17 protein-coding genes and 1 pseudogene are annotated in these 19,315 nt (G+C 71.2%); 5 read left to right on the top strand and 13 right to left on the bottom strand.

All coding sequences use genetic code 11. The features are described from left to right. Positions 1-54 precede the first annotated feature (54 nt). The 5 genes from ABZ098_RS35155 to ABZ098_RS35175 form a co-directional block, all read right to left on the bottom strand. Positions 55-1,713 (bottom strand): catalase, encoded by a 1,659-nt coding sequence (locus ABZ098_RS35155; RefSeq protein WP_356597793.1) that lies wholly within the window; start codon positions 1,711-1,713, stop codon positions 55-57. Between the two features lie 115 nt (positions 1,714-1,828). Then, positions 1,829-2,059 (bottom strand): DUF5133 domain-containing protein, encoded by a 231-nt coding sequence (locus ABZ098_RS35160; protein WP_356597861.1) that lies wholly within the window; start codon positions 2,057-2,059, stop codon positions 1,829-1,831. A 194-nt stretch (positions 2,060-2,253) separates the two neighbouring features. Beyond that, positions 2,254-3,018 (bottom strand): DUF4097 family beta strand repeat-containing protein, encoded by a 765-nt coding sequence (locus tag ABZ098_RS35165; protein WP_356597794.1) that lies wholly within the window; start codon positions 3,016-3,018, stop codon positions 2,254-2,256. Between the two features lie 68 nt (positions 3,019-3,086). Continuing rightward, positions 3,087-4,208: a DUF475 domain-containing protein gene (locus ABZ098_RS35170; protein WP_356597795.1), complete on the bottom strand. Its 1,122-nt coding sequence runs from the start codon at positions 4,206-4,208 to the stop codon at positions 3,087-3,089. 137 nt (positions 4,209-4,345) lie between these two features. Further along, complete coding sequence (locus tag ABZ098_RS35175) at positions 4,346-6,064, bottom strand: SpoIIE family protein phosphatase (protein WP_356597796.1); 1,719 nt, start codon at positions 6,062-6,064, stop codon at positions 4,346-4,348. A gap of 439 nt (positions 6,065-6,503) precedes the next feature. Between ABZ098_RS35175 and ABZ098_RS35180 the strand changes: the two genes are divergently transcribed. Beyond that, on the top strand, positions 6,504-7,115 hold the full coding sequence (locus tag ABZ098_RS35180) for a hypothetical protein (RefSeq protein ID WP_356597797.1): 612 nt from the start codon (positions 6,504-6,506) through the stop codon (positions 7,113-7,115). Positions 7,116-7,172: 57 nt separating this feature from the next. On the opposite strand, the gene ABZ098_RS35185 is transcribed toward ABZ098_RS35180, so the two are convergent. The 3 genes from ABZ098_RS35185 to ABZ098_RS35195 all read right to left on the bottom strand — a co-directional run bounded on the left by ABZ098_RS35185 (position 7,173) and on the right by ABZ098_RS35195 (position 9,944). Further along, the gene (locus tag ABZ098_RS35185) at positions 7,173-7,607 is read right to left on the bottom strand and encodes a hypothetical protein (RefSeq protein ID WP_356597798.1); all 435 of its coding nucleotides are present in this window, start codon (positions 7,605-7,607) and stop codon (positions 7,173-7,175) included. 130 nt (positions 7,608-7,737) lie between these two features. Next, complete coding sequence (locus ABZ098_RS35190; RefSeq protein WP_356597862.1) at positions 7,738-8,511, bottom strand: chitosanase; 774 nt, start codon at positions 8,509-8,511, stop codon at positions 7,738-7,740. A 230-nt stretch (positions 8,512-8,741) separates the two neighbouring features. Continuing rightward, the gene (locus ABZ098_RS35195) at positions 8,742-9,944 is read right to left on the bottom strand and encodes an erythromycin esterase family protein (RefSeq protein ID WP_356597799.1); all 1,203 of its coding nucleotides are present in this window, start codon (positions 9,942-9,944) and stop codon (positions 8,742-8,744) included. A gap of 58 nt (positions 9,945-10,002) precedes the next feature. Between ABZ098_RS35195 and ABZ098_RS35200 the strand changes: the two genes are divergently transcribed. Then, entirely contained in the window at positions 10,003-10,752 is a 750-nt protein-coding gene (locus tag ABZ098_RS35200) for a TioE family transcriptional regulator (protein WP_356597800.1), read from the top strand. Between the two features lie 57 nt (positions 10,753-10,809). Here the strand turns inward: ABZ098_RS35200 and ABZ098_RS35205 are convergent, their stop codons facing one another. The 3 genes from ABZ098_RS35205 to ABZ098_RS35215 are packed head-to-tail and all read right to left on the bottom strand — an operon-like array spanning position 10,810 to position 14,099. Then, positions 10,810-11,256, bottom strand: a complete 447-nt coding sequence (locus tag ABZ098_RS35205) for a response regulator (protein WP_356597801.1) — start codon at positions 11,254-11,256, stop codon at positions 10,810-10,812. Further along, positions 11,253-12,878, bottom strand: a complete 1,626-nt coding sequence (locus ABZ098_RS35210; RefSeq protein WP_356597802.1) for an ATP-binding protein — start codon at positions 12,876-12,878, stop codon at positions 11,253-11,255. Before ABZ098_RS35210 ends, ABZ098_RS35205 begins: the two co-directional genes overlap by 4 nt. 27 nt (positions 12,879-12,905) lie before the next feature. After that, the gene (locus ABZ098_RS35215; protein ID WP_356597863.1) at positions 12,906-14,099 is read right to left on the bottom strand and encodes a fused response regulator/phosphatase; all 1,194 of its coding nucleotides are present in this window, start codon (positions 14,097-14,099) and stop codon (positions 12,906-12,908) included. A 559-nt stretch (positions 14,100-14,658) separates the two neighbouring features. Here ABZ098_RS35215 and ABZ098_RS35220 point away from each other — a divergent pair. Both ABZ098_RS35220 and ABZ098_RS35225 read left to right on the top strand, forming a co-directional pair. After that, entirely contained in the window at positions 14,659-14,976 is a 318-nt protein-coding gene (locus tag ABZ098_RS35220; protein WP_356597803.1) for a hypothetical protein, read from the top strand. 468 nt (positions 14,977-15,444) lie between these two features. Continuing rightward, positions 15,445-16,353: a glycoside hydrolase family 16 protein gene (locus ABZ098_RS35225; protein WP_356597804.1), complete on the top strand. Its 909-nt coding sequence runs from the start codon at positions 15,445-15,447 to the stop codon at positions 16,351-16,353. Here ABZ098_RS35225 and ABZ098_RS35230 read toward each other — a convergent pair. Beyond that, positions 16,316-17,245: pseudogene (locus tag ABZ098_RS35230) on the bottom strand (LLM class flavin-dependent oxidoreductase). The gene ABZ098_RS35225 and the pseudogene ABZ098_RS35230 sit on opposite strands and share 38 nt — an antisense overlap. 104 nt (positions 17,246-17,349) lie before the next feature. Next, positions 17,350-18,369, bottom strand: a complete 1,020-nt coding sequence (locus tag ABZ098_RS35235) for an aldo/keto reductase (RefSeq protein WP_356597805.1) — start codon at positions 18,367-18,369, stop codon at positions 17,350-17,352. 141 nt (positions 18,370-18,510) lie between these two features. On the opposite strand from ABZ098_RS35235, the gene ABZ098_RS35240 reads away from it, so the two are divergent. Further along, positions 18,511-19,287 carry a maleylpyruvate isomerase family mycothiol-dependent enzyme gene (locus ABZ098_RS35240; RefSeq protein WP_356597806.1) on the top strand — a complete coding sequence of 259 codons (777 nt, stop codon included), beginning with the start codon at positions 18,511-18,513 and terminating at the stop codon, positions 19,285-19,287. The last annotated feature ends 28 nt before the right edge of the window (positions 19,288-19,315 follow it).

The following is a 19,315-nucleotide window of genomic DNA, read 5'->3' on the forward strand; positions in this document are numbered from 1 at the left end:
CAACGATCTCATGCTGTCGCTCTCGCCGCCGGTGCCGTCCTGGTCCGCCGGGGTTCAACGGGTAACGACGTGCCGCTCGTCCGGCACACAGTGGGTCATGGTCAGGCCCTCGACGTCCCGCGGCGGGTTCTTGCCGAGGTTCGCCAGCCGCTTGCGGTCCTCGTCGGTGAGGTCCTGGCTCGCCAGCGGCTCGAGGCCGGCGACGTCCTCCGGGCTGATGCCGAGCCCTTCGCCGACCCTCAGGCCGAGGTCGTTCTCGACCAGCAGGAAGTGCCACACCATGCGTTCCTGCACGGGCCGGTCGCACTGGGCGAGCAGGTCGGTGAGGTTCTTCACCAGGTCGTCGCGCTCCCACTCCTCCAGGAGGAGGTACCGCTGGCCGGCCTGAAGGTAGTCGTTGGTGCGGGGGATGCGCTTGCGGGTGAGTCGGCCGTGGATCTCCGGGCCCTGTTCGTCGTGCGTGGGGTACTGCCCCTCGCGCAGACCGCCGGTGATGGACGGCTCGTAGTTGACGATCGGGTTCTCGCCCCCGCCGTCCACGTGGTACGTCATCTGGCCGTCGCGCTGGTTGGTGCGCACCTCGGCGTTCTTGGCCTGGTTGACGGGCAGCTGGAGGTAGTTCGGGCCGACCCGGTAGCGCTGGGTGTCGCTGTACGAGAAGGTCCGGCCTACCAGCATCTTGTCGTCGGAGAAGTCCAGTCCGTCGACGAGGACTCCGGTGCCGAAGGAGATCTGCTCGTTCTCCGCGAAGAAGTTCTCCGGCATGCGGTCCAGCACCATGCGGCCCACCGGCTTCGGCGGGAACTCCTGCTCGGGCCAGGTCTTGGTGTCGTCCAGCGGGTCGAAGTCCAGCTCGGGGTGCTCGTGGTCGTCCATCATCTGGACCAGGAGCTCCCACTCGGGGTGGTCCCCGCGCGCGACCGCCTCGTACAGGTCCTTGGTGGCGTGGCCGAGCGAGTCGGCCTGCACGTTGGCGGCGTCCTCCTCGGTCATCGAGCGGACGCCCTGCTTGGGCATCCAGTGGTACTTGACCAGCTTGGTCTCGCCCTCGGCGTTGACCCACTTGTAGGTGTTGACGCCGAAGCCCTGCATGTGGCGGTAGTCCGCGGGGATGCCGCGCGGGCTGAACAGGTTGACCAGCATGTGCATCGACTCCGGTGTCTGCGACATGAAGTCGAAGATCCGGCGTGGCTGCTGTTCGAAGGTGACCGGGTCGGGCTTGAGCGCGTGGATGACGTCCGGGAACTTGATCGCGTCCCGGATGAAGAAGACGCCCAGGTTGTTGCCCACCAGGTCCCAGTTGCCGTCCTCGGTGTAGAACTTCACGGCGAAGCCGCGCGGGTCACGGGCGGCCTCGGAGGAGTCGCGCCCGCCGATGACGGTGGAGAAGCGGACCGCCAGGTCGGTGCGCTTGCCGCGCTCCTGGAACAGCTTGGCCCGGGTGTACCGGCTGATCGGCTCGTCACCCCAGGCGCCGTACGACTCGAAGTAGCCGTAGGCGGTCACGCCGCGCGCGTGCACGACGCGCTCGGGGATGCGCTCCCGGTCGAAATGGCTGATCTTCTCCAGGAACTGGTAGTTCTCCAGCGTGGCGGGCCCGCGGGCGCCGACCGTGCGCTGGTTCTGGTTGTCGTGGACCGGGTGGCCCTGGCGGTTGGTGAGCACCTTGCGGTCGTCCGCCGGAGCGGGACCGGTACCGGACACGTCCGTCATGGGGGCTCCTTAGGTTCTCGGGTTCTCGGCAGGTGGCGGCCCCTGGCACGGCGGGCCGCCTCCGGCCGGTGTTCGGCGGATCACCCGAGTACCCGATCGGCTCGCACCAGTCACGTCACGCACCGGCCACCAGCGAGTCGTCCTTGGGGCGGACGCCGGACAGCTGACGGCGGGCCGCGGCCAGGGCGGAGTCGATGTCGCGGGTGCCCGTGGCGATGCACAGGGTGTAGGACACGTCTTCAAGGCGCTGACGCGCTCCGGCACTGCCGTCCTCCGCGTGCAGGACATGCAGCGCCTCGTAGCGCTCGAGCAGGTCGGTGAGCAGGGCGGGGTGGGCCATGAGCATGATTCGCTCCTCCATGTGCGCAGTGGGAGTGCGGGCGGTCGGGTCCGCCGCGTCACTCGGACTGTCGCGGGAGAGGCCTCGGCGGCACGCACCAAGGAGAGCCGCATTCGGCCGCTTCCGCGGTGGGCCTGTGATCCCAAGCACCTGAACCGCCGTCTGCCCGGGCGGAAGAAGCTCAAACCCTGTGAGGAGGGTCACTCCCGGCGGGCGTCGACGTCGCCGTTGACCGTGGTCAGCGTCATGGTGTGGGTCCGGTCGGCGGCGCGTACCGGGACGGCCACGGTGGCACGGCCGTTGTCGGTGGAGGCGGTGACCCGGTAGGGCGGGCTGTCGTGGGGCACGGTGACGTCGACCGAGCCGTTGACGGTCGCGGCGCCCACACCCGACGGGACCGCCGCGCAGGCGACGACCACGTCGCCGTTCGTGGTCGCCGCGTGCACCCGCCGTGCCTTGACGCTCGTCGCGCGCACCGAGCCGTTGCGGGTGGACAGCCGTACGTCGGCGTCGTCGCGTCCGGAACCGGTCACCGTCACATCGCCGTTGACGGTCGTGATGTCCAGGGCGGCGGCGACACCCGTCACGTCGACGCCTGCGTCGCGGGCGGTGGCGGTGACGCGGACGCCGTCGGGGATCTCCACGTACGGCATCCGCGGGCAGTCCCGGTCGCCCGTGCTCCGGTCCTCGCACGACAGGTCGAGGGTCCACACCGTCCCGTGGTGGGACCAGTGCGCGTCGACGTGGTCGTCGACGGCGACGTCTCGGCCGTCCGCCGGGCGCAGCCGCAGGCCGTTGTCGGTGGTGATCACGAGGTGTTCGCCGGAGGCCGCGACGCGGAGCGTTCCCGCCGCCCGCCGGTCGCCGGACGCCCTGTCGTGATGGTCACCGCACGCGGCGGCGAGGGGCAGCAACGCCAGCACCACCATCAGGCGCGTCAGGCGCCGTTTCGGGATCGCCTTCATCCCCGTCGGATGCCCCGCTTCGCCGTGGGCATGGCACAGGCGGACGGCGGGGAGGGGACGGTCCAGGCCTACGGCACCGGGGCCGTGTCCGTCTCCCTCGCGCCCTCGGTGGCCGCGAGCGCCTTGTTGCGGCGCACGGAGGACCAGAAGGACCAGCCGATCAGGACCACCCCGACGAGGCCGGTGATGATCTCGTTGATCTGGTACTGGATGGTGACCATGAGGATCACGGCCAGGGCGCCGATCGCGTAGTGCGCGCCGTGCTCCAGGTAGACGTAGTCGTCGAGGGTGCCCTGGCGGACCAGGTAGACGGTCAGCGACCGGACGTACATCGCGCCGATGCCCAGGCCCAGCGCCATCAGGACGATGTCGTTGGTGATGGCGAACGCGCCGATCACACCGTCGAAGGAGAAGGAGGCGTCGAGGACCTCCAGGTAGAGGAACATGAAGAACGCGGCCTTGCCGGCCAGTTTGACAGCCGAACCGGTCCCGCCGGAGCGTTCGGCTTCCTTCTCGCGTTCCTCTTCGTCCTCGAGCTTGTCCTCGAAGTAGCCGGAGAGACCGCCCACGACCATGTAGGTGATCAGGCCCGCGATACCGGAGATCAGGACGGTCTGCGCCTTGTCGACATGCGCGCCGCCGTGCTGGTGGGCGTGGGTGGCGAAGGTGAACGCGGTGACCAGCAGGACGACCAGGGCGATGCACACCGACAGCATGTCGACCTTGCCGAGCTTGGCCAGCGGCCGCTCCAGCCAGGCCAGCCACTTGATGTCCCGGTCCTCGAAGATGAAGTCCAGGAAGATCATCAGCAGGAACATGCCACCGAACGCGGCGATCGCCGGGTGCGCGTCGGTGACGAGCTGCTGGTAACGGTCTTTGTCGGTCACGGCCAGGTGGACCGCGTCGTACGGATTGAGCTTCGCGGTGATCGCGACGATCACGACCGGGAAGACCAGCCGCATGCCGAAGACGGCGATCAGGACGCCGATGGTGAGAAAGATCTTCTGCCAGAAGTCGTTCATCTTCTTCAGGACCCCGGCGTTGACCACCGCGTTGTCGAACGACAGGGAGATCTCCAGCACGGCCAGGATCGCCACGATGCCGAACGCGGCCCAGCCGTCGTAGAGCACTCCTGCGGCCAGGCCGAGCGCGGTGACCGCGAACGCCCAGCGAAAGGTCTTCAGAATCACTGGCACCAAGTCCTGTTGTCGGGTGGTCGCCGGGGGGCGCAACGGCCCGCGGGCCGACGGGGGTTGTCTATCACGGTGGTGGGTCGCCGGGGCGGCGCGGGGTACAAGCGTGCGCCGTGCCGGGCCGGCTTCCCGGTTCACGTTCTGGTGGGCGCTCGTACGGCGAGCAGGGCGACGTCGTCGTCGTTGCGGACGTGCCGCACCCGCCGCAGCACCTGGTCGGTGAGGGAGGCCAGCGGGCGGTGGGCGAGGGCGGCGGCGTGCCGGCGCAGGGTCTGCAATCCCTCGTCGAGGGAACGGCCGGCCGCCTCGATCAGGCCGTCGGTGTACAGCAGCAGGGTGGAACCCGGCGGCAGCAGGGCGGTCGCGTCGGTGCGCGGTGCGTGCACTCCGGTGCCCAGCAGGATGCCGTGGCCGTCGGTGAGGTAGTGGGCCAGGCCGTCGTGGCTGATCAGGAGGGGTGGCGGGTGGCCGGCGTTGGTCCAGGTCAGGGCCCAGTGGCCGTCCTCCCGCTCCTCGATCCGCGCGAAGATCATCGTGGCCATGGTGACGTCGGTGATGTGCATGACCGCCGCGTCGAGCCGGGCGACGATCCGGCTGGGCGGCTCGTTGTGGGCCCAGGCGTAGGCGCGGAGCATGTTGCGCAGTTGTGCCATGCCGGCCGCGGCCTCCAGGTCATGGCCCACCACGTCCCCGACCGCGAGCGCGGTGGCGCCGTCGGAGAGGGTGAAGGCGTCGTACCAGTCGCCGCCGACCTGTGAGGCGTCGGGGGCGGGCAGGTAGCGGGCGGTCATCTGCAGCCCGGGCACGCGCGGCAACTGGGGCAGCAGGTGGTTCTGCATGGTCTCGGCGACCTTGCGCTGCCGCTGGTAGAGACGTGCGTTGTCCAGCGCCAGGCCGGCCCGGCGGGCGATGTCCTCGATCAGCGGGAGATCGACCGTGGTGAAGTCCACCGGGTCCTTGGCCCGGCCCAGGGTCAGGGCGCCCAGGACGGCGCGTGTGCTGCGGATGGGGGCGATGGCGGCGGAGCGGATGCCGGTGGCCTCGAACAGGCGGCGCTGCTCCAGGGCTATCCCGGAGTCCGGGTCCCGCTGGTAGGTCTGCGGCCCGGCCAGGGTGGAGGCGACCCCGCGCAGGGCCCTGGACAGGGGCATCGGCGATTCCTCGGGGACGGGCGGCATCGGCCCCTGAAGGTCCTCGTGGCGCACCAGGGTGTCGCCCTCCGCGTGGACGACCGCGGTACGCCACACCTCGTCGCGCTCGGTGATCAGGTCGACGACGGCCCAGTCCGCCAACCGGGGCACGACCAGGGCCACCAGCCGCCGCAGCGTCTCCTCGACGTCGAGGGTGGACGTCAGGCGGGTGGTGGCCTCGGCCAGCAGGGCGAGCCGCTCGAGTTCCGGCATCGACTGGGCCGCCGGTTCCGGTCGGCTGTCGGTCTCGGGCGGGCGCCGGGCGTGGACCAGCACGAGCGTGCCGGCTTGTCGGCCGTCCACGACGTACGGCGTGATCAGCCACGACACGGGCAGCAGGGAGCCGTCGCCGCACTCGAAGTGGTCTCCGTCGGCCTGGGCGGTGCGCCCGGCGTGGAACGCCTGCCGCATGCTGCACCGGCTGCGCGGCAGGGGGTGGCCGTGGGCGTCCCGGTGCAGCAGGTCGTGGGCGTCGCGGCCGAGGAAGGCCTCGGCGGGGCGGGCCAGCAATTGTTCGGCGTGGGTGTTCACGGCGATGACGTGGCCCTCCTCGTCCACGACGTAGGCCGCGGTCCCGATGGCTTCCAGCGCCCGGGTGAGCTCCGCAGCGGTTGCTGCCGGTGGTCGTCCCCCGACGGTCCCCGTGTCCTCCGCCCCTGCCATGTCGCCCTCTCCTAGCTGGTCGGCCGCCGCTGCGTGCCGGTCCGTGGCGTGTTCACCCGGCCGTCCTGTCCTTCCCGTGTGCCCCGGTGCCCATGTGTCCAGCCTCGCGTGTGAGCGAGCACTCGCAACCGGGTCGGTGGGGACGGTGGTGCGCGGCCGTCCCGGGCGGGCTCCGGGCGGCGGAAGGGAGCTGCCTCGGTGCGGGGATCCGCGCTCGGGGAAAGAAAGCTCTGTCGCGCCTTCCTACGCGCCCCCTGACGCTTCCGTGCGCTGGGTGCGCGTGGCTGAAATGCCCCTGCCTGTACGGCACTTGGCCGTCCGCTGGGTATCCGTGAAGTGACGGGTGCGTCCGGGCGGCACGGGGAGGGCTGGGGCTGTGGCACGCCTATCGTGGACGTCCGGCCTCCTACCCTCACGCCGAGGGGGGAAGCGGCACGTCGTGCGGACGCTGCGGGACCAGGGGCGTTACGGGCCCAGGTTCCGTGAGGTGCTGCCCGCCTTCGCCGGTGTCGTGGCGGCCGTGTGCGCGGTGGCGGCTCTGCTCGCCGCGGGGTACCGTGCCGCCGGGCTCGTCGTCCCCGTGGCCGGTGTCGCCGTCCTGGCCCTGCTGGTCACGGCCGCCGTACGGCACGGCCGGCCTGACGCTCGCCGTCGTCTGGGCTACTACACCGAGGACGAGCTGCTCGATCTCGACACCCAGCAACTCGCGCTGGCGGTGGCGCGGATGCTGCGCCGGGACGGGTGGCGGGTGCGGCTGGTGCCGGCGCCGGACCGGCCGCGCCTGTGCGCCCGGGACGCGGCCGGCCGTCGTATCGACGTGGCTTTCCGGCCGGTGGCGGAACCCCTCCCCGACGAGGACGTGCCGCATCCGCACCCGCACCGCGGGGGCCACGTGCCGCCTCTGCGTCTGGTGGTGCACCGGGGGGTCTTCACCGCCCGCGACATCCGGTGGGCACGCAGGGAGCAGACGATCCGCCTGCTCGACGGTCCCGCTCTGCGGCGGTGGGCGGCGGGCGCCCGTCTCAACGACCTGCTGTCGCAGGAACGATGACAGGACGTCGGTGGGCGCCCGCCGGCAAGGGATGCCTCCGGGCCCGCCCCTCCCCCGTCAGATCCGCCCGCCGGTCAGGCGGGTGATCGGACCGTGCGTGTGACGGGCCGCGCGTCGGCCCACCGCGTACGACGTGGCGGTCAGCGCGGTCAGGCCCGCACCCACGCCCGCGGCGATGAGCTTGCGCTGGGCGATGACCGTCCAGGCCGTCTTGGCGACGGCCGCGGCCTGCCCCGAGGCGGCGATGACGGTCTGACGGCCGGCCTCGACGCTCTTGGCCGCGGTCTGCGCGGCCCCGCTCGCGGCCTTGGCCGTCCGCTCCGTCGCCTCCGTGCCCGCTGACGCGGCGTCATCCGCCTTCGCCGCGGCCTTGTTCGCCGCCTTCGCCGCCGGGGCGGTGGCCTTGGCCGTGCCGCGCCGGGCCTTGGCCGCCGCGGTCCGGGTGGACGTGGAATCTTGGTTCGTCTGCTCGTTCGATTCACTCATGGACATCGCGTTACCGCTCGCTTCGACGGCAAACACGCTCCGTCGGCGGCGTTTTCCCGACCTGGCCCCGTCGGTACGCCGCCGCGGACGGCGACGGCCCGGTGCCGTGGCGCACCGGGCCGTCGTCGATGGCCTGTCAGCCGATGTGGTAACTGTCGCCGTACACCTTCCAGTCCAGGGGCGGGTTCAGGTCGAGGTTGCCCTGGCGCAGGAAGACGCGCTGGGCGGTGTCGACCCGGCTGGTGTCGCTGTGCGCCTCCTCCTGTTTCATCGCCCACACGCGCGCGTCGAGGAACGCGTCCAGGTACGTCGTCTCGTTGCCGCCCTGCGCCGGGGGCCTGGCCTGGCGCAGGGCCCGGCGGCGGATGCTGCTGAAGCTGGTCGGGTCGCCGCCGTCGCCGTGCATGACGATGGCGTCGTAGTAGGCGAACTGGCCGAGTACGCGCAGCCCGTCCGCCTTGCCCTGCCGGACGGCGGGGTTGAAGTAGACGCGGTCGCGTTCGTCGTTCTGCGCCTGCTGGAAGACCGTGTCCCGGGCGGCCTTGCGCCAGTCGTCGGGGAAGTTCGGGTCCAGTCCGTCGTGGGAGTCGGTGCCGTCGACGCGGCGCAGCGCCGGCAGGTAGCGGGCGAGGACGTTGCCGGGCTTGCGGTCGGCGTAGAGCTGGACGAGGTCGAGCATGTCTCCGGTGCCGGAGCAGAAGCCGATGATGCCGGCCGTGTACCCGCGGCCGTCACCGATGTCCTCGATGTACCGGTACTGCGCCTTCCAGTCGAGCGAGGAGTTCTCCGCGCTCGACACCAGTTTCATGGCGATCTCCTTCTTCGCGGGGTCGTCGAGTCCCGGTGCGGCCGCGGGTGCCGCGGCGGCGGACGCGGGACTGAGGATGCCGACGCAGGTCGCCGCTCCCATCAGGGCGAGCAGGGTGCGGCGGGACGGGTGGGCGGCCGGGGGCACTGTGTCAGGTTCCACGGGGGCTCCAAGTGGAGGTGGGGGGTGGAGAGTTGGTCCAGACCTGATTGTTAGGAACGTTTCCTACCAGTGCGGGGCGCGATCAGTAACCCACTGCGCGGGAACTTCGTAGGTTCGAACGAATGACGGCCTTCGGCGCGTGAGTTCGACGTGCCGAAAGACGGGGGCGGCTAGCTCCGCGTGACGTCCTTGACGAACACGAGCCCGTCGACGCCTGCCAGTTGGGCCGGGTCGAGGGAGGCGTAGCCGAACCACGGGGACACGCGGGTCGCGGGCGGGGTGTCGCCAAGCGCGGTGGTCAGGCGCCGGGGGTCGATGAGGCTGCGCTCCTCCGGGAGGGCGTACAGGATCCCCTCGACGGTGCCCTGCGGCGGTGTGTCCACTCCCTGGTGGCGGATCGTGCCCAGGGCGGTGGCCACGAAGGCGTAGTCCTCGCCGAGCCGGGCGCCGGCCAGCGCGCCGGCGCTCCACCACTCGACCGGCCCCTCCCACATGCGCATCGAGCTCTTCTCCCGCTGGAGATGGGAGTTGTGGGCATGGACGAGTGCCGGGCCCCGGGCGGCGACGGCGAGGAGGTTGTGGGCCATCATCGCGTCCCGCAGCGCGCACAGGCGTGTCATCCGTGCCGGTGACGCGTCCGCCATCGAGTGGTGGTAACGCAGCAGACCGGTCGCCGTACGCCCGTGCAGGCAGGCCCGCTCCCAGTCGTCCCGTGAGGTCGCCGTGAGCAGGTGGGGCGTCTGGACGTCCAGCAGCGTCACCAGCTCGTCGGCGAGCAGCCGCAGCCGGTCCGCCTCGGCCGATCGCCCCACCGACCGGGCCGGGTCCGTCATCGCGGCGGGGTCGGTCCACCGGTCGTCGGCACCGAGCAGGCGGTCGAGCGTCCTCGTGGTGCACGGGAGCAGGTTCGGGTCCGTGTGGGCCGCGAGGTAGCCGTGGAGCGCGGTGAGTGCCTGGCGGGGGCTCGCGGCGGCGGTGATCTCCAGCGGGCCGTCCAAACCGGCGAAGCGGACCCGCTCGGAGGCGGGCCGGCCGTCGTTGTGGGCGCGCATCCAGCGCACGAGTGCGCGGTTGGCCGCGGAGGCGCCCCAGCCGTGGCTGAATCCGTGTTCCATGACGTCGTCGAGGGCGCCTGTGCCCGAGGTGACGTAGTCGTCCACCAGCAGGCCCTTCACGCAGTCGCTCTCGAGCGCGATCGTGCGGTAGCCCTCCTGCTCGACGAGTTGCCGGAAGAGCTCGTTGCGCAGGTCGAGCAGGGTGTCCTCGCCGTGGGTGGGCTCCCCCAGGGCGAGCAGCCGGGGCCGGGACGGGAGCAGTGCCATGAGGGCGGCAGCGTCGACGGCCTGGGCGGTGTCCTTGATGTCAGTCGCCATGCCTTCAACGCTATCGTTGAACCTTCGGTTGAGACTTTCCCGCGATATGGTCGCTGACGTGGGAAGAAAGCTTCAAAACGAGGGGCGCCTCAGGCCGGTCGATCTGGCGCGCGGACACGGTCTGTCGACCCAGGCGGTGCGGAACTACGAGGAGGCCGGCATCCTTCCGGCCGCCGAGCGCACGCCGCACGGCTACCGCGTCTACACCTCGCTGCACGCGAGCGCTCTGCGCGCCTTCCTCGCCCTGCTGCCCGGCCACGGTCACCGGACGGCGTCGGCGATCATGCGGGCGGTGAACGAGGGCGTCGTCGAGGACGCGTTCCGTCTCGTCGACGAGAGCCACGCGGAGCTCCTCGACGACCGGCGGACTCTCCAGGCCGTGGAGCGGGCGCTGCGCGACCTGGACGCCGCCCCGTCGTCCGAGCCGCTTGCGCACTACGGGGCGGGATCCGGGTCCGGGTCCGGGGGAGTTTTCATCGGGCCGCTGGCCGGCAGGCTCGGCATCCGGCCCGCGACGCTACGCAAATGGGAGCACGCCGGGCTGGTGCGGCCACGCCGGGACGCGGTGACCGGATATCGCGTCTACGACGAGGCGGCCGTACGGGACGCCCGGCTGACGCATCAACTCCGGCGGGGCGGCCATCTGCTGGAGCAGATCGCCCCACTGATCGACCGGGTGCGGGAGGCCGGCGGACTGGAGCCGCTGGAGGGCGCGCTGCGCGACTGGCACGGTCGACTGGCCGACCGCGGCCGGGCGATGCTCGCCGGGGCCGCGGAGCTGGAGGCGTACCTCCGCGAGCGCGGATGAGACCACGGTCGCCAGTGGGGCGGAACATGGACGGTTCCCCCGCCCTCCCTGGTGACCTCAGAAGTGGCGTGGCAGTCGGACGACCTGGACGAAGAAGTCGTCGATCTGGCGGACCGCGGCGATGAACTGGTCCAGGTCGACCGGCTTGGTCACGTACGCGTTGGCGTGGAGCTTGTAACTGCGCAGGATGTCCTCCTCGGCCGCGGAGGTGGTGAGGACGACCACGGGGATGTGCGCCAGCTCCGGGTCGGACTTGATCCTCTCCAGGACCTGACGGCCGTCGTACTTGGGGAGGTTGAGGTCCAGCAGGATGAGGTCGGGCTGGGGGGCTTCCGTGTGGTCGCCGCGCCGGTAGAGGAAGTCCAGCGCCTCCTCGCCGTCCCGGACCACATGGAGCGTGTTGCCGATCTTGTTGTCCTCGAACGCCTCACGGGTCATCAACTCGTCGCCGGGGTCGTCCTCGACCAGGAGCACGTCTATGGGGTTGGCGGCGGGGGTGGTCATGTCAGAACCTTTTCCTCGGTGCCGATACCGGACGCCTCCGGGCTCTCGGCGAGGGACGGAAGGGTGAAGCAGAAACGCGTGCCGTCCGTGTGTGCGGTGTCGATCCAGATCTTGCCACCATGTTGCTCCACGATCTTCTTGCACAGTGCCAGACCGATGCCGGTCCCACCGTAGGCGTCCCGGCCGTGCAGCCGCTGGAAGATGATGAACACCTTCTCCGTGAACTGCTCCGGGATGCCGATGCCGTTGTCCGTGACGGACACGAGCAGGCTGTCGGGTTCGTCGGGGTCCGTCCCGCACGTGATGGAGACGTGCGGGGTGCGGTCGGGGTGACGGAACTTGAGGGCGTTGCCGACCAGGTTCTGCCAGAGCATGGTCAGCAGGGTCGGGTCCCCGACGACCTCGGGCAGGTGTTCCGGGCGGTCGACACGGGCGTCGGACTCCTCCACGGCCGTCCCGAGGTTGGTGAGCGCCTTGTCCAGTGCCTGGTCGAGACCGACGGGCACCCGGGCGTCGTTGACCCGCCCGACCCTGGAGAAGGTCAGCAGGTCGTTGATGAGGACCTGCATGCGCCGGGCCCCGTCGACGGCGAAGTCGATGTACTGCCGGCCGCGGTCGTCGAGCTTGTCGCCGTAGCGCTTCTCCAACAGCTGGCAGAAGGAGGCGATCTTGCGCAGCGGCTCCTGGAGGTCGTGGGAGGCGACGTAGGCGAACTGCTCCAGTTCGGCGTTGGAGCGGCGCAGTTCCACGGCCTGCTCGTCCAGGTCGGCGGCTTGCCGGGTCAGTTCCTGCTGTTGTTCGCGGGAGGCTTCGAGTTCGGCCACGATGTGCCAGCGCATCCCCTCGACGGCGTTGGCGACCGCGGTCAGGTCGGCCGGGCCGCCGCTGGTGATGACGTGCGAGAAGTCGCCGCCCGACACTCGCCGGGAGGCCGTGCCCAGCGCCTCCAGCGGGCGGGTGACCAGGATCCGGACCAGGACGGCGCTTGCGAGGCCGGCCAGCAGGAAGACCACGACCATGCCCGCCAGGACCCAGTTGCGCACCTTGCGTTCGTGGGCGAGGTGGGAACGGCCTTCCTCCACCGCCTTCGCCAGGTCGGTGTTCTGCTTGGCCCACAGGGCGCGCAGCCGGTCGAACTCCTTCTTGCCCTGGTCGGCCTTCTGCTGGTCCAGCGGCTTCGGTCGGCCGGGCGTGACCGAGGCCGCGAGGGGTTCGGCGTAGCCGCGGCGCCAGTGGGCCGCCTGGGTCTCGATCGCCTCCAGGTCCGCCAGCAGTGCGGGCCGGTCGCCGATGAACTCGCGCAGTCGGGCGGCCGAGCTCGCCTCGTCACGCTTGCCCTGGGTGTAGGGGACCAGGAACTGCCGGTCGGCGGCGATCGCGTAACCGCCGATGCCCGACTCCTGGTTGGCCAGCGCCGCCTGCAGCCGGTACGCCTCGGTCTGGGCGGGCTGGACGCGGCGCAGCAGTCGGTCGCTCACGTCCGCGGTCCGGCCGAGCAGGCTGGCGCCGATCACGCTGCCGACCACCACCAGCAGTGTCATGGCGGCCAGCAGGAGGTAGAACCACCCCTGCACCGTCAGTCGGCGCCCCCTCCGCAGCGCGCCCGTCCTTCGCCTCACCATGTGGTCCGACACCGTGCTCCCACTCACTCAGTTCCAGTTCAGATGGACGACGGCCACATCGTCGGCCAGGCCGCCCTGCGCTTCGGCGAGGCTCTCGGCCTTCTCGATCAGCCGGTCCACGAAGGCCTCCGGCTCCAGGGCGGCCGCGTCCCGGGCGAGGGCCAGCAGTCCCTCCTCGCCGAGGCGTTCGGTGCCGCGGCTCACATGCCCCTCGAAGAGGCCGTCGGTGAAGAGCACCACCGACGAGCCCGCCGGCACCGGCAGTTCCGCGGTCGGCCAGCGCGCGCCGCCGGGGACCATGCCCAGGGCCGGTCCGCCGGGCACCTCGACCCACTCCACGTCCGTCCCGACGCGCTGGAGCAGGCCGTGATGACCGGCTCGTACGACGTGCGCCCGCTGCTCTCCGGGGACGGCGTCCAGGCTCACGAGGGTCGCGAAGACCTCGTCGCGGGCCCGTTCGGCCATCAGCAGTTCCTCCAGGCGGGCCATCTGCTGAGCGCCGGTGATTCCGCTGAGGACCAGGGTGCGCCAGGCGATCCGCAGGGCGACTCCCAGGGCCGCCTCGTCCGGGCCGTGCCCGGAGACGTCCCCGATGAGGGCGTGGAGGGTGCCGTCGGCGCTCTGGACGATGTCGTAGAAATCGCCGCCCAGCAGTGTCTGCGCGCGTCCGGGCCGGTAGCGGGCGACGACCTGGACGCCTTCGGCGCGCAGGAGGGGGCGGGGCAGCAGGCCTCGCTCCAGGCGGGCGTTCTCCTGTGCCTGGAGGGCGCCCGCCTGGAGGGCCACCGCGGCCTGCTCGGTCTGCTTGCGCTGGATCGCGTAGCGCACCGCCCGCCCGAACAGCTCGGGCTCCACCCGGCCCTTGACCAGGTAGTCCTGTGCGCCGGCCGCGACCGCGGCGAGGCCGGTGTGCTCCTCGGCCAGCCCGGTGAGGACCACGATGGCGACCTGCTCGGCCAGCCCCTGGACCAGGGAGACCGCCTCAAGGCCGTGGGCGTCCGGCAGGTGCAGGTCGAGCAGCACGCAGTCGGGTGTCTCGGTGGCCAGCACCTCGGCGGCCTCGGTCATCGACCGCACCCATCGCAGCCGCATCTTCACGGCACCGTCGACGACCAGTTCCTCCACGAGCACCGCGTCGCCGGGATCGTCCTCCACGAGGAGAACCGACGGCTCCCAGTGCTCCCACGCCGTCTCGGCACCGGCTGCCGCCGTCGACACCAGTTCGGCAGCCTCACTCCCCGAGATCACTCTCGTCCCGGCCTCCCCACTCCATACATGTCGCCTGCCGCCGGCCGTTGCCCAGGACAACGACGGGAACGCGGTCAGAGCGACGATCCGTTCTTCACCCGTCGCCCACGGCCGTGGACAGCGCGTCCACCCGTGGGCCGGCCCTCAGACGGTCCCTTGTGGCCGCCTCGGCAGTCCTGATCCTCGTGGCCGATCCTCACTCCCAGGTCAGTTCCTCGCGAGGTCCAGGGGGATGGGCAGGTGGCCGTCGGCGCCCCGCGGAGCGTGGTGGAGCTCGATGCCGCCCCGTGCGGGGTCCTCCACTTCCCGCTCTGCCGTACCTGTGCCAGCCGTCACCGACGTTGTCATCGTCCGCCCATCCAAAGATTCCGGTGTTCTGGCCGCGTTTACCCGCGACCGGCGTGACCATGCCGGGACGGTTCCAGAAAACCACCCCGGGCCACACATCTCCTCCGCATCCGGAGCCCTGTCCTCGCCCTCGGTTCCGATCGGCCTCACGGGGAACCGGGTAGGACGTCAGAAAGGAGTCCCTGTGACCACCTATGTCATCACCGTTCCCGGCACGTTCCTGCGCGAAGTGCCCGACAGCGTCTGCTCGGACGTCGGACGAAGGCTGCGGCCTCAGGACCCGAGGAACACGGACCTCGGGGAGAGCGAGGAACTGAGTGTGCTGACCAGGGAGGAGGACGGCAGGTTCGCCGCCCGGGTCGAGGTGGAGGCCCCCGACCGGTTGCAGGCCGAGGCCGAAGCGGTACGGCTGGTCTCCCGCGCGCTGCGTGACAGCGGACTGGCGGAGGCGGACGCCCCGCTGGGTCCCGCGGTCGTGACCGGTATCGACAGCGAGTTCTGAGGCGGGCGGCGAAGCGCGAAGCGGGCCTTCCGGTTTCGCGGCTCGCCCAGGGGCGCCGCGGGGTGCGGCTCGCGGCGGGCGGGGTGCGGGGTGCGGCGGGCAGGGTGCGGGGTGCGGCGAAGCCGGCCCTCCGGTTCGCGGGTCGTCCGGGGGTGGCACCGAGGGGTGCGGGGTGCGGCGAAGCCAGCCCTCCGGTTCGCAGGTCGTCCAGAGGATGGCGCCGGGGGTGCAGGGTGCGGCGAAGCCAGCCCTCCAGTTCGCAGGTCGTCCAGAGGATGGCGCCGGGGGTGCAGGGTGCGGCGAAGCCGGCCCTCCGGATCGCGGCTCTTCCGGGGGATGGCGCCGCGGCGTGTGCCGGGCGAGGATGTTCCCTTCGCGAAGTGCGGTCCGCTCCGCCGCGGTTCACGGCCCTTCCGGTGCCCGGCGCGGCAGGGGCGGACGGCGTCGGCCGCCTGAAGGAGCCTCGGGATGGGTTCACACGCAGCGCCGCACCACCGCAAGCGCGTCCTGGTGACCGCCGCGAGCCTCCTGCTCGTGTGCGGCGGCCTCCTCGGCCTCCCCCGGGCCGACGGGGCACCCGCCCCGGCCGACGCCTGCCGCACCACCGCCACGCACCTGCCCCGCGGTGACTGCGGGCCCTTCTGGCAGGTCCTCGCCGAGGACTTCAACGGCGACCGGGTACCGCTGGGTTCGTTCAGCGACTGCGAGCACGACGTCGACACCTCCGCGGCGTACTGCGGAGGCCTGAAGGGGAAGTACCGCGACAACTGGTGGGCGTATCCGACGGGTTGGCCCGACACGGCCGTCAGCCGGGGGCGCGACGTGGTGGGTGTCTACCACCCGGAGGACACCGTCAGCGTCGGTCCCGCGCCGAACGGCGACGGACGGATGGCGATCCGGATGTGGCGGCCCGCGGACGGCGGCCCCGTGCACGCGGCGGCTGTGGTGCCGCGCGCGGTGATGCAGATGAAGTACGGCAAGTACAGCGCGCGCATCAAGGTCACGAAACTGGCTCCCGGCTACAAGTCCGCGTGGCTGCACTACGGCGGGGGCTGCGAGATGGACCATCCGGAAGGTGAGTGGACCGGTTCCCTCAGCTCCTTCCACCACCCCTGCGGCGGCGGTGAGCAGGGCTATTTCCCCGGCAGCGACGACTGGACGCGGTGGCACACGGTGTCCACCGAGTGGACGCCGGGACACGTCCGGTTCTTCGTCGACGGCCGGCAGACGGGCCATGACACCCGTGACGTGCCGGACCGTCCCCTGTCCTGGGTGCTCCAGAACGAGAGTGCCCTGGAGGGCCCGGGGGCGGCGCCGGGCAGCAGCGCGCAGCTCGACGTCACATGGGTGGCGGCGTACGCGTACGGCTGGAAGTGACCGTTCCGATCGAGGGGCCGATGAGTTCGTCGGCGACCCATCGGGCGACGTGCTCGGGGTAGGGCGCCGGCAGGCCGAGAACGAGGTGGGCGAAGCCCGCGTCGGTCGCTTCGGTGATCGCGCGGCGGGTGGTTTCGGGACGGTCGTAGGAGACCGGCAGATGGATCGAGCGGGTGATCTCGGCGGGGTCGCGGTCGATCTCCTCGCAGTAGCGGTCCAGCAGGGCGCTGCGGCGGATGACGTCGTCCATGTCGCCGCCGTCGCCGCAGGGGATGTTCCACAGGTCGGCGTGCCGGGCGGCGATGCGCAGGGTCGCTGACGAACGGCCGCCGATGAGGATCGGGGGTCGGGGGCGCTGGACCGGTTTGGGGTTGCCGAAGGCGCCGACGAGGTGGTGGTGGGTGCCGTGGTGGTCGAAGGGCCGTCCTCGGTCCACAGGCGCTTGATCAGCGTGCAGGCCTCGTCGAGGCTTTCCACCCCGCGTGCGTGGAGTCGTGGAAGGGCAGGCCGTGGGCTCCGTACTCGCGTCTGGCGAGGGGGTGGTCGGGGCGGGAGCCGACACCGATGCCGAAGTCGAGCCGGCTCCCGGAGACGATGTCGACGGTCGTGGCGATCTTGGCCGGCACCGCGGGTGGCAGGCTGTTCAGGGCGCAGGTGTTCACCGGCGCGGGGGAAGCGGTTGCTGGTCACCATGACACCGAGCCGCAGGCGCCGGGTGCGGGCGGCCAGCGCCGCGAGGAGTGTCCGGCCTTCGTGGGCCGGCCCGTCGGGGTCGCCGCCGATCGGCATGAGGTGGTCGAAGAGCCAGGCGTGCTCGATGACGGGAAGGGTGTCCGCCTCACGCCAGACCCGCAGGATGTCGTGGTAGTCGACCTGCATGGGGGGCGGTCATGATCCCGAAGCCGGGCGGGGGGGTGATGCGGCATGGACTGGGGGTGCCTTTCACGCGGGGTCGGATGCTCTTGAAGCCTCTTTTGCACGGGTCTCCCCCGGTGGTCAGCGGCGGCGCAGTGACGGGTCGAGGAGCGCGGGCGGCGTGTCGAACTTCTCGTGCGGGGCCAGGTCGGTGCCGGGAGCGACGATCTCGTCGATCGCGTCGAGCACGTCGGCGCTCAGGACGGTGTCCGCGGCGGCGAGTTGGGCGTGCAGGTGGTCGACCGTGCGGGGGCCGACGAGGGCGCTGGTCACGCCGGGGTGGGCGGTCACGAAACCGAGCGCGAGCTGGATGAGGGTGAGACCCGCTTGGTCGGCGACCCCGCTCAGCCGCTCCACGGCGTCGAGCCTGAGCCGGTTGGCGGGGATCGTCGTGTCGAACCGTTCGGGCAGGAACGCCGAGCGGTGGGTGGTGATGTCCCGGCCCTCGCGGATCGCGCCCGACAGCCAGCCCGAGGCCAACGGGCTCCACACCAGCACGCCGAGGCCGTATTCCTGCGTGACGGGCAGGACATGGGCCTCGATACCGCGCTGGAGGGCGGAGTAGCTGGGCTGTTCGGTGACATAGCGGCCCAGGCGGTATTCGCGGGCGGCCCACTGGGCCTGCACGATGCGGTGGGCGGGGAAGGTGGAGGAGCCGAAGTAGCGGATCTTTCCGGCGCGTTGCAGGTCGGTGAGGGCCGACAGCGTCTCCTCGTCGCCGGTGTTCGGGTCCCAGCGGTGGATCTGGTACAGGTCGACGTGGTCGACACCGAGGCGGCGCAGGCTGGCTTCCAGTTCGGTGACCAGCCAACGGCGCGAACTGCCCTGGTGGTTGCGTTCGTCGCCCATGGGCATGCCGGCCTTGGTGGCCAGCACGATGTCGTCGCGGCGGCCCGCGATGGCCTTGCCGACCATCTCCTCCGACTCACCGTCGCCGTACATGTCGGCGGTGTCGATGACGTTGACACCGGCTTCGAGAGCGGCGTCGACGATCGCGGTGGCCTCTTCCTGAGTGGTGCGTCCGATCCTGCCGAAGTTCATCGCGCCGAGCGCGAGAGAGCTGACCTGCACACCGGTGCGGCCCAAGGTGCGGTACTGCATGAGTGTTTCCTCCACGGCGAAACGGAACAGTGTTCCGCCACGATACGGAACGACGTTCCGCTTTTGCAAGCCGGGAGAGGGAACGGCGAACAGCGGAAAACCGCTGTCGGGCAAATGGATCAAGGTGATAGAACTACCGCCGTGCACAAGACTCTTGACTTTCCCGATCTGCTGCGGCTGATCGACGAACGTGCAACCGCCTTCCGCGCCGCGATCGCCGCCGCGCCCAGCCTCGACCTGCCTGTGCCGACCTGCCCCGGGTGGACGCTGTCCGACCTGGTGCAGCACATCGGCGAGGGCCGGCGCCGCTGGGCCGCCACCGTCGCCGCAGGTCCGGACGCCACGTCCAGGACCCCGGCCCAGGGTGACGCGGTCGCGCCGCAGGAGCGCGAGGCCGTGTCGGCCTGGCTGGCCGCCTCGACCGAGCTGTTGCTGGCGGCCCTGCGGGAGGCCGGTCCCGACCAGGGCTGCTTCACCGGCTGGGGCAACACGCAGACGCCGCACACCGCCGGTGGCGTCGCCCGGCACCAGGTCCAGGAGATCGCGGTGCACACCTACGACGCCCAGCTCGCCGTGGGCGAACCGGCCCCACTGCCTGTCGAGTTGGCGCTCGACGGTGTCGAGGAGACCCTGTTCATCACCTGCTTCACGACGAGCGCCTGGCCGCACAAGCCCACCGCCTTCGACTTCCACGCCACCGAGGGCCGATCCTGGCGCCTCACGGCCGACGGCGACGGTGCACGGACCACCCGGCTGCCCGCCACCGGCGAGGACCCGGACGCGGCAGGCATCTCCGTGCGCGGCACGGCCAGTGATCTGGTCCTCTACCTGTACGACCGCATTCCGGCGAACTCCCTGGAACTCGACGGGGATCCGGAGCTGCTCGACCTGCTCCGCGCCTGGGAGCCGGAGGACTAGGGCCTGTCCTTCGGTCGCCGACTCCCCG

The organism is Streptomyces sp. NPDC006335 (assembly GCF_040612795.1).
Taxonomy (GTDB): domain Bacteria; phylum Actinomycetota; class Actinomycetes; order Streptomycetales; family Streptomycetaceae; genus Streptomyces.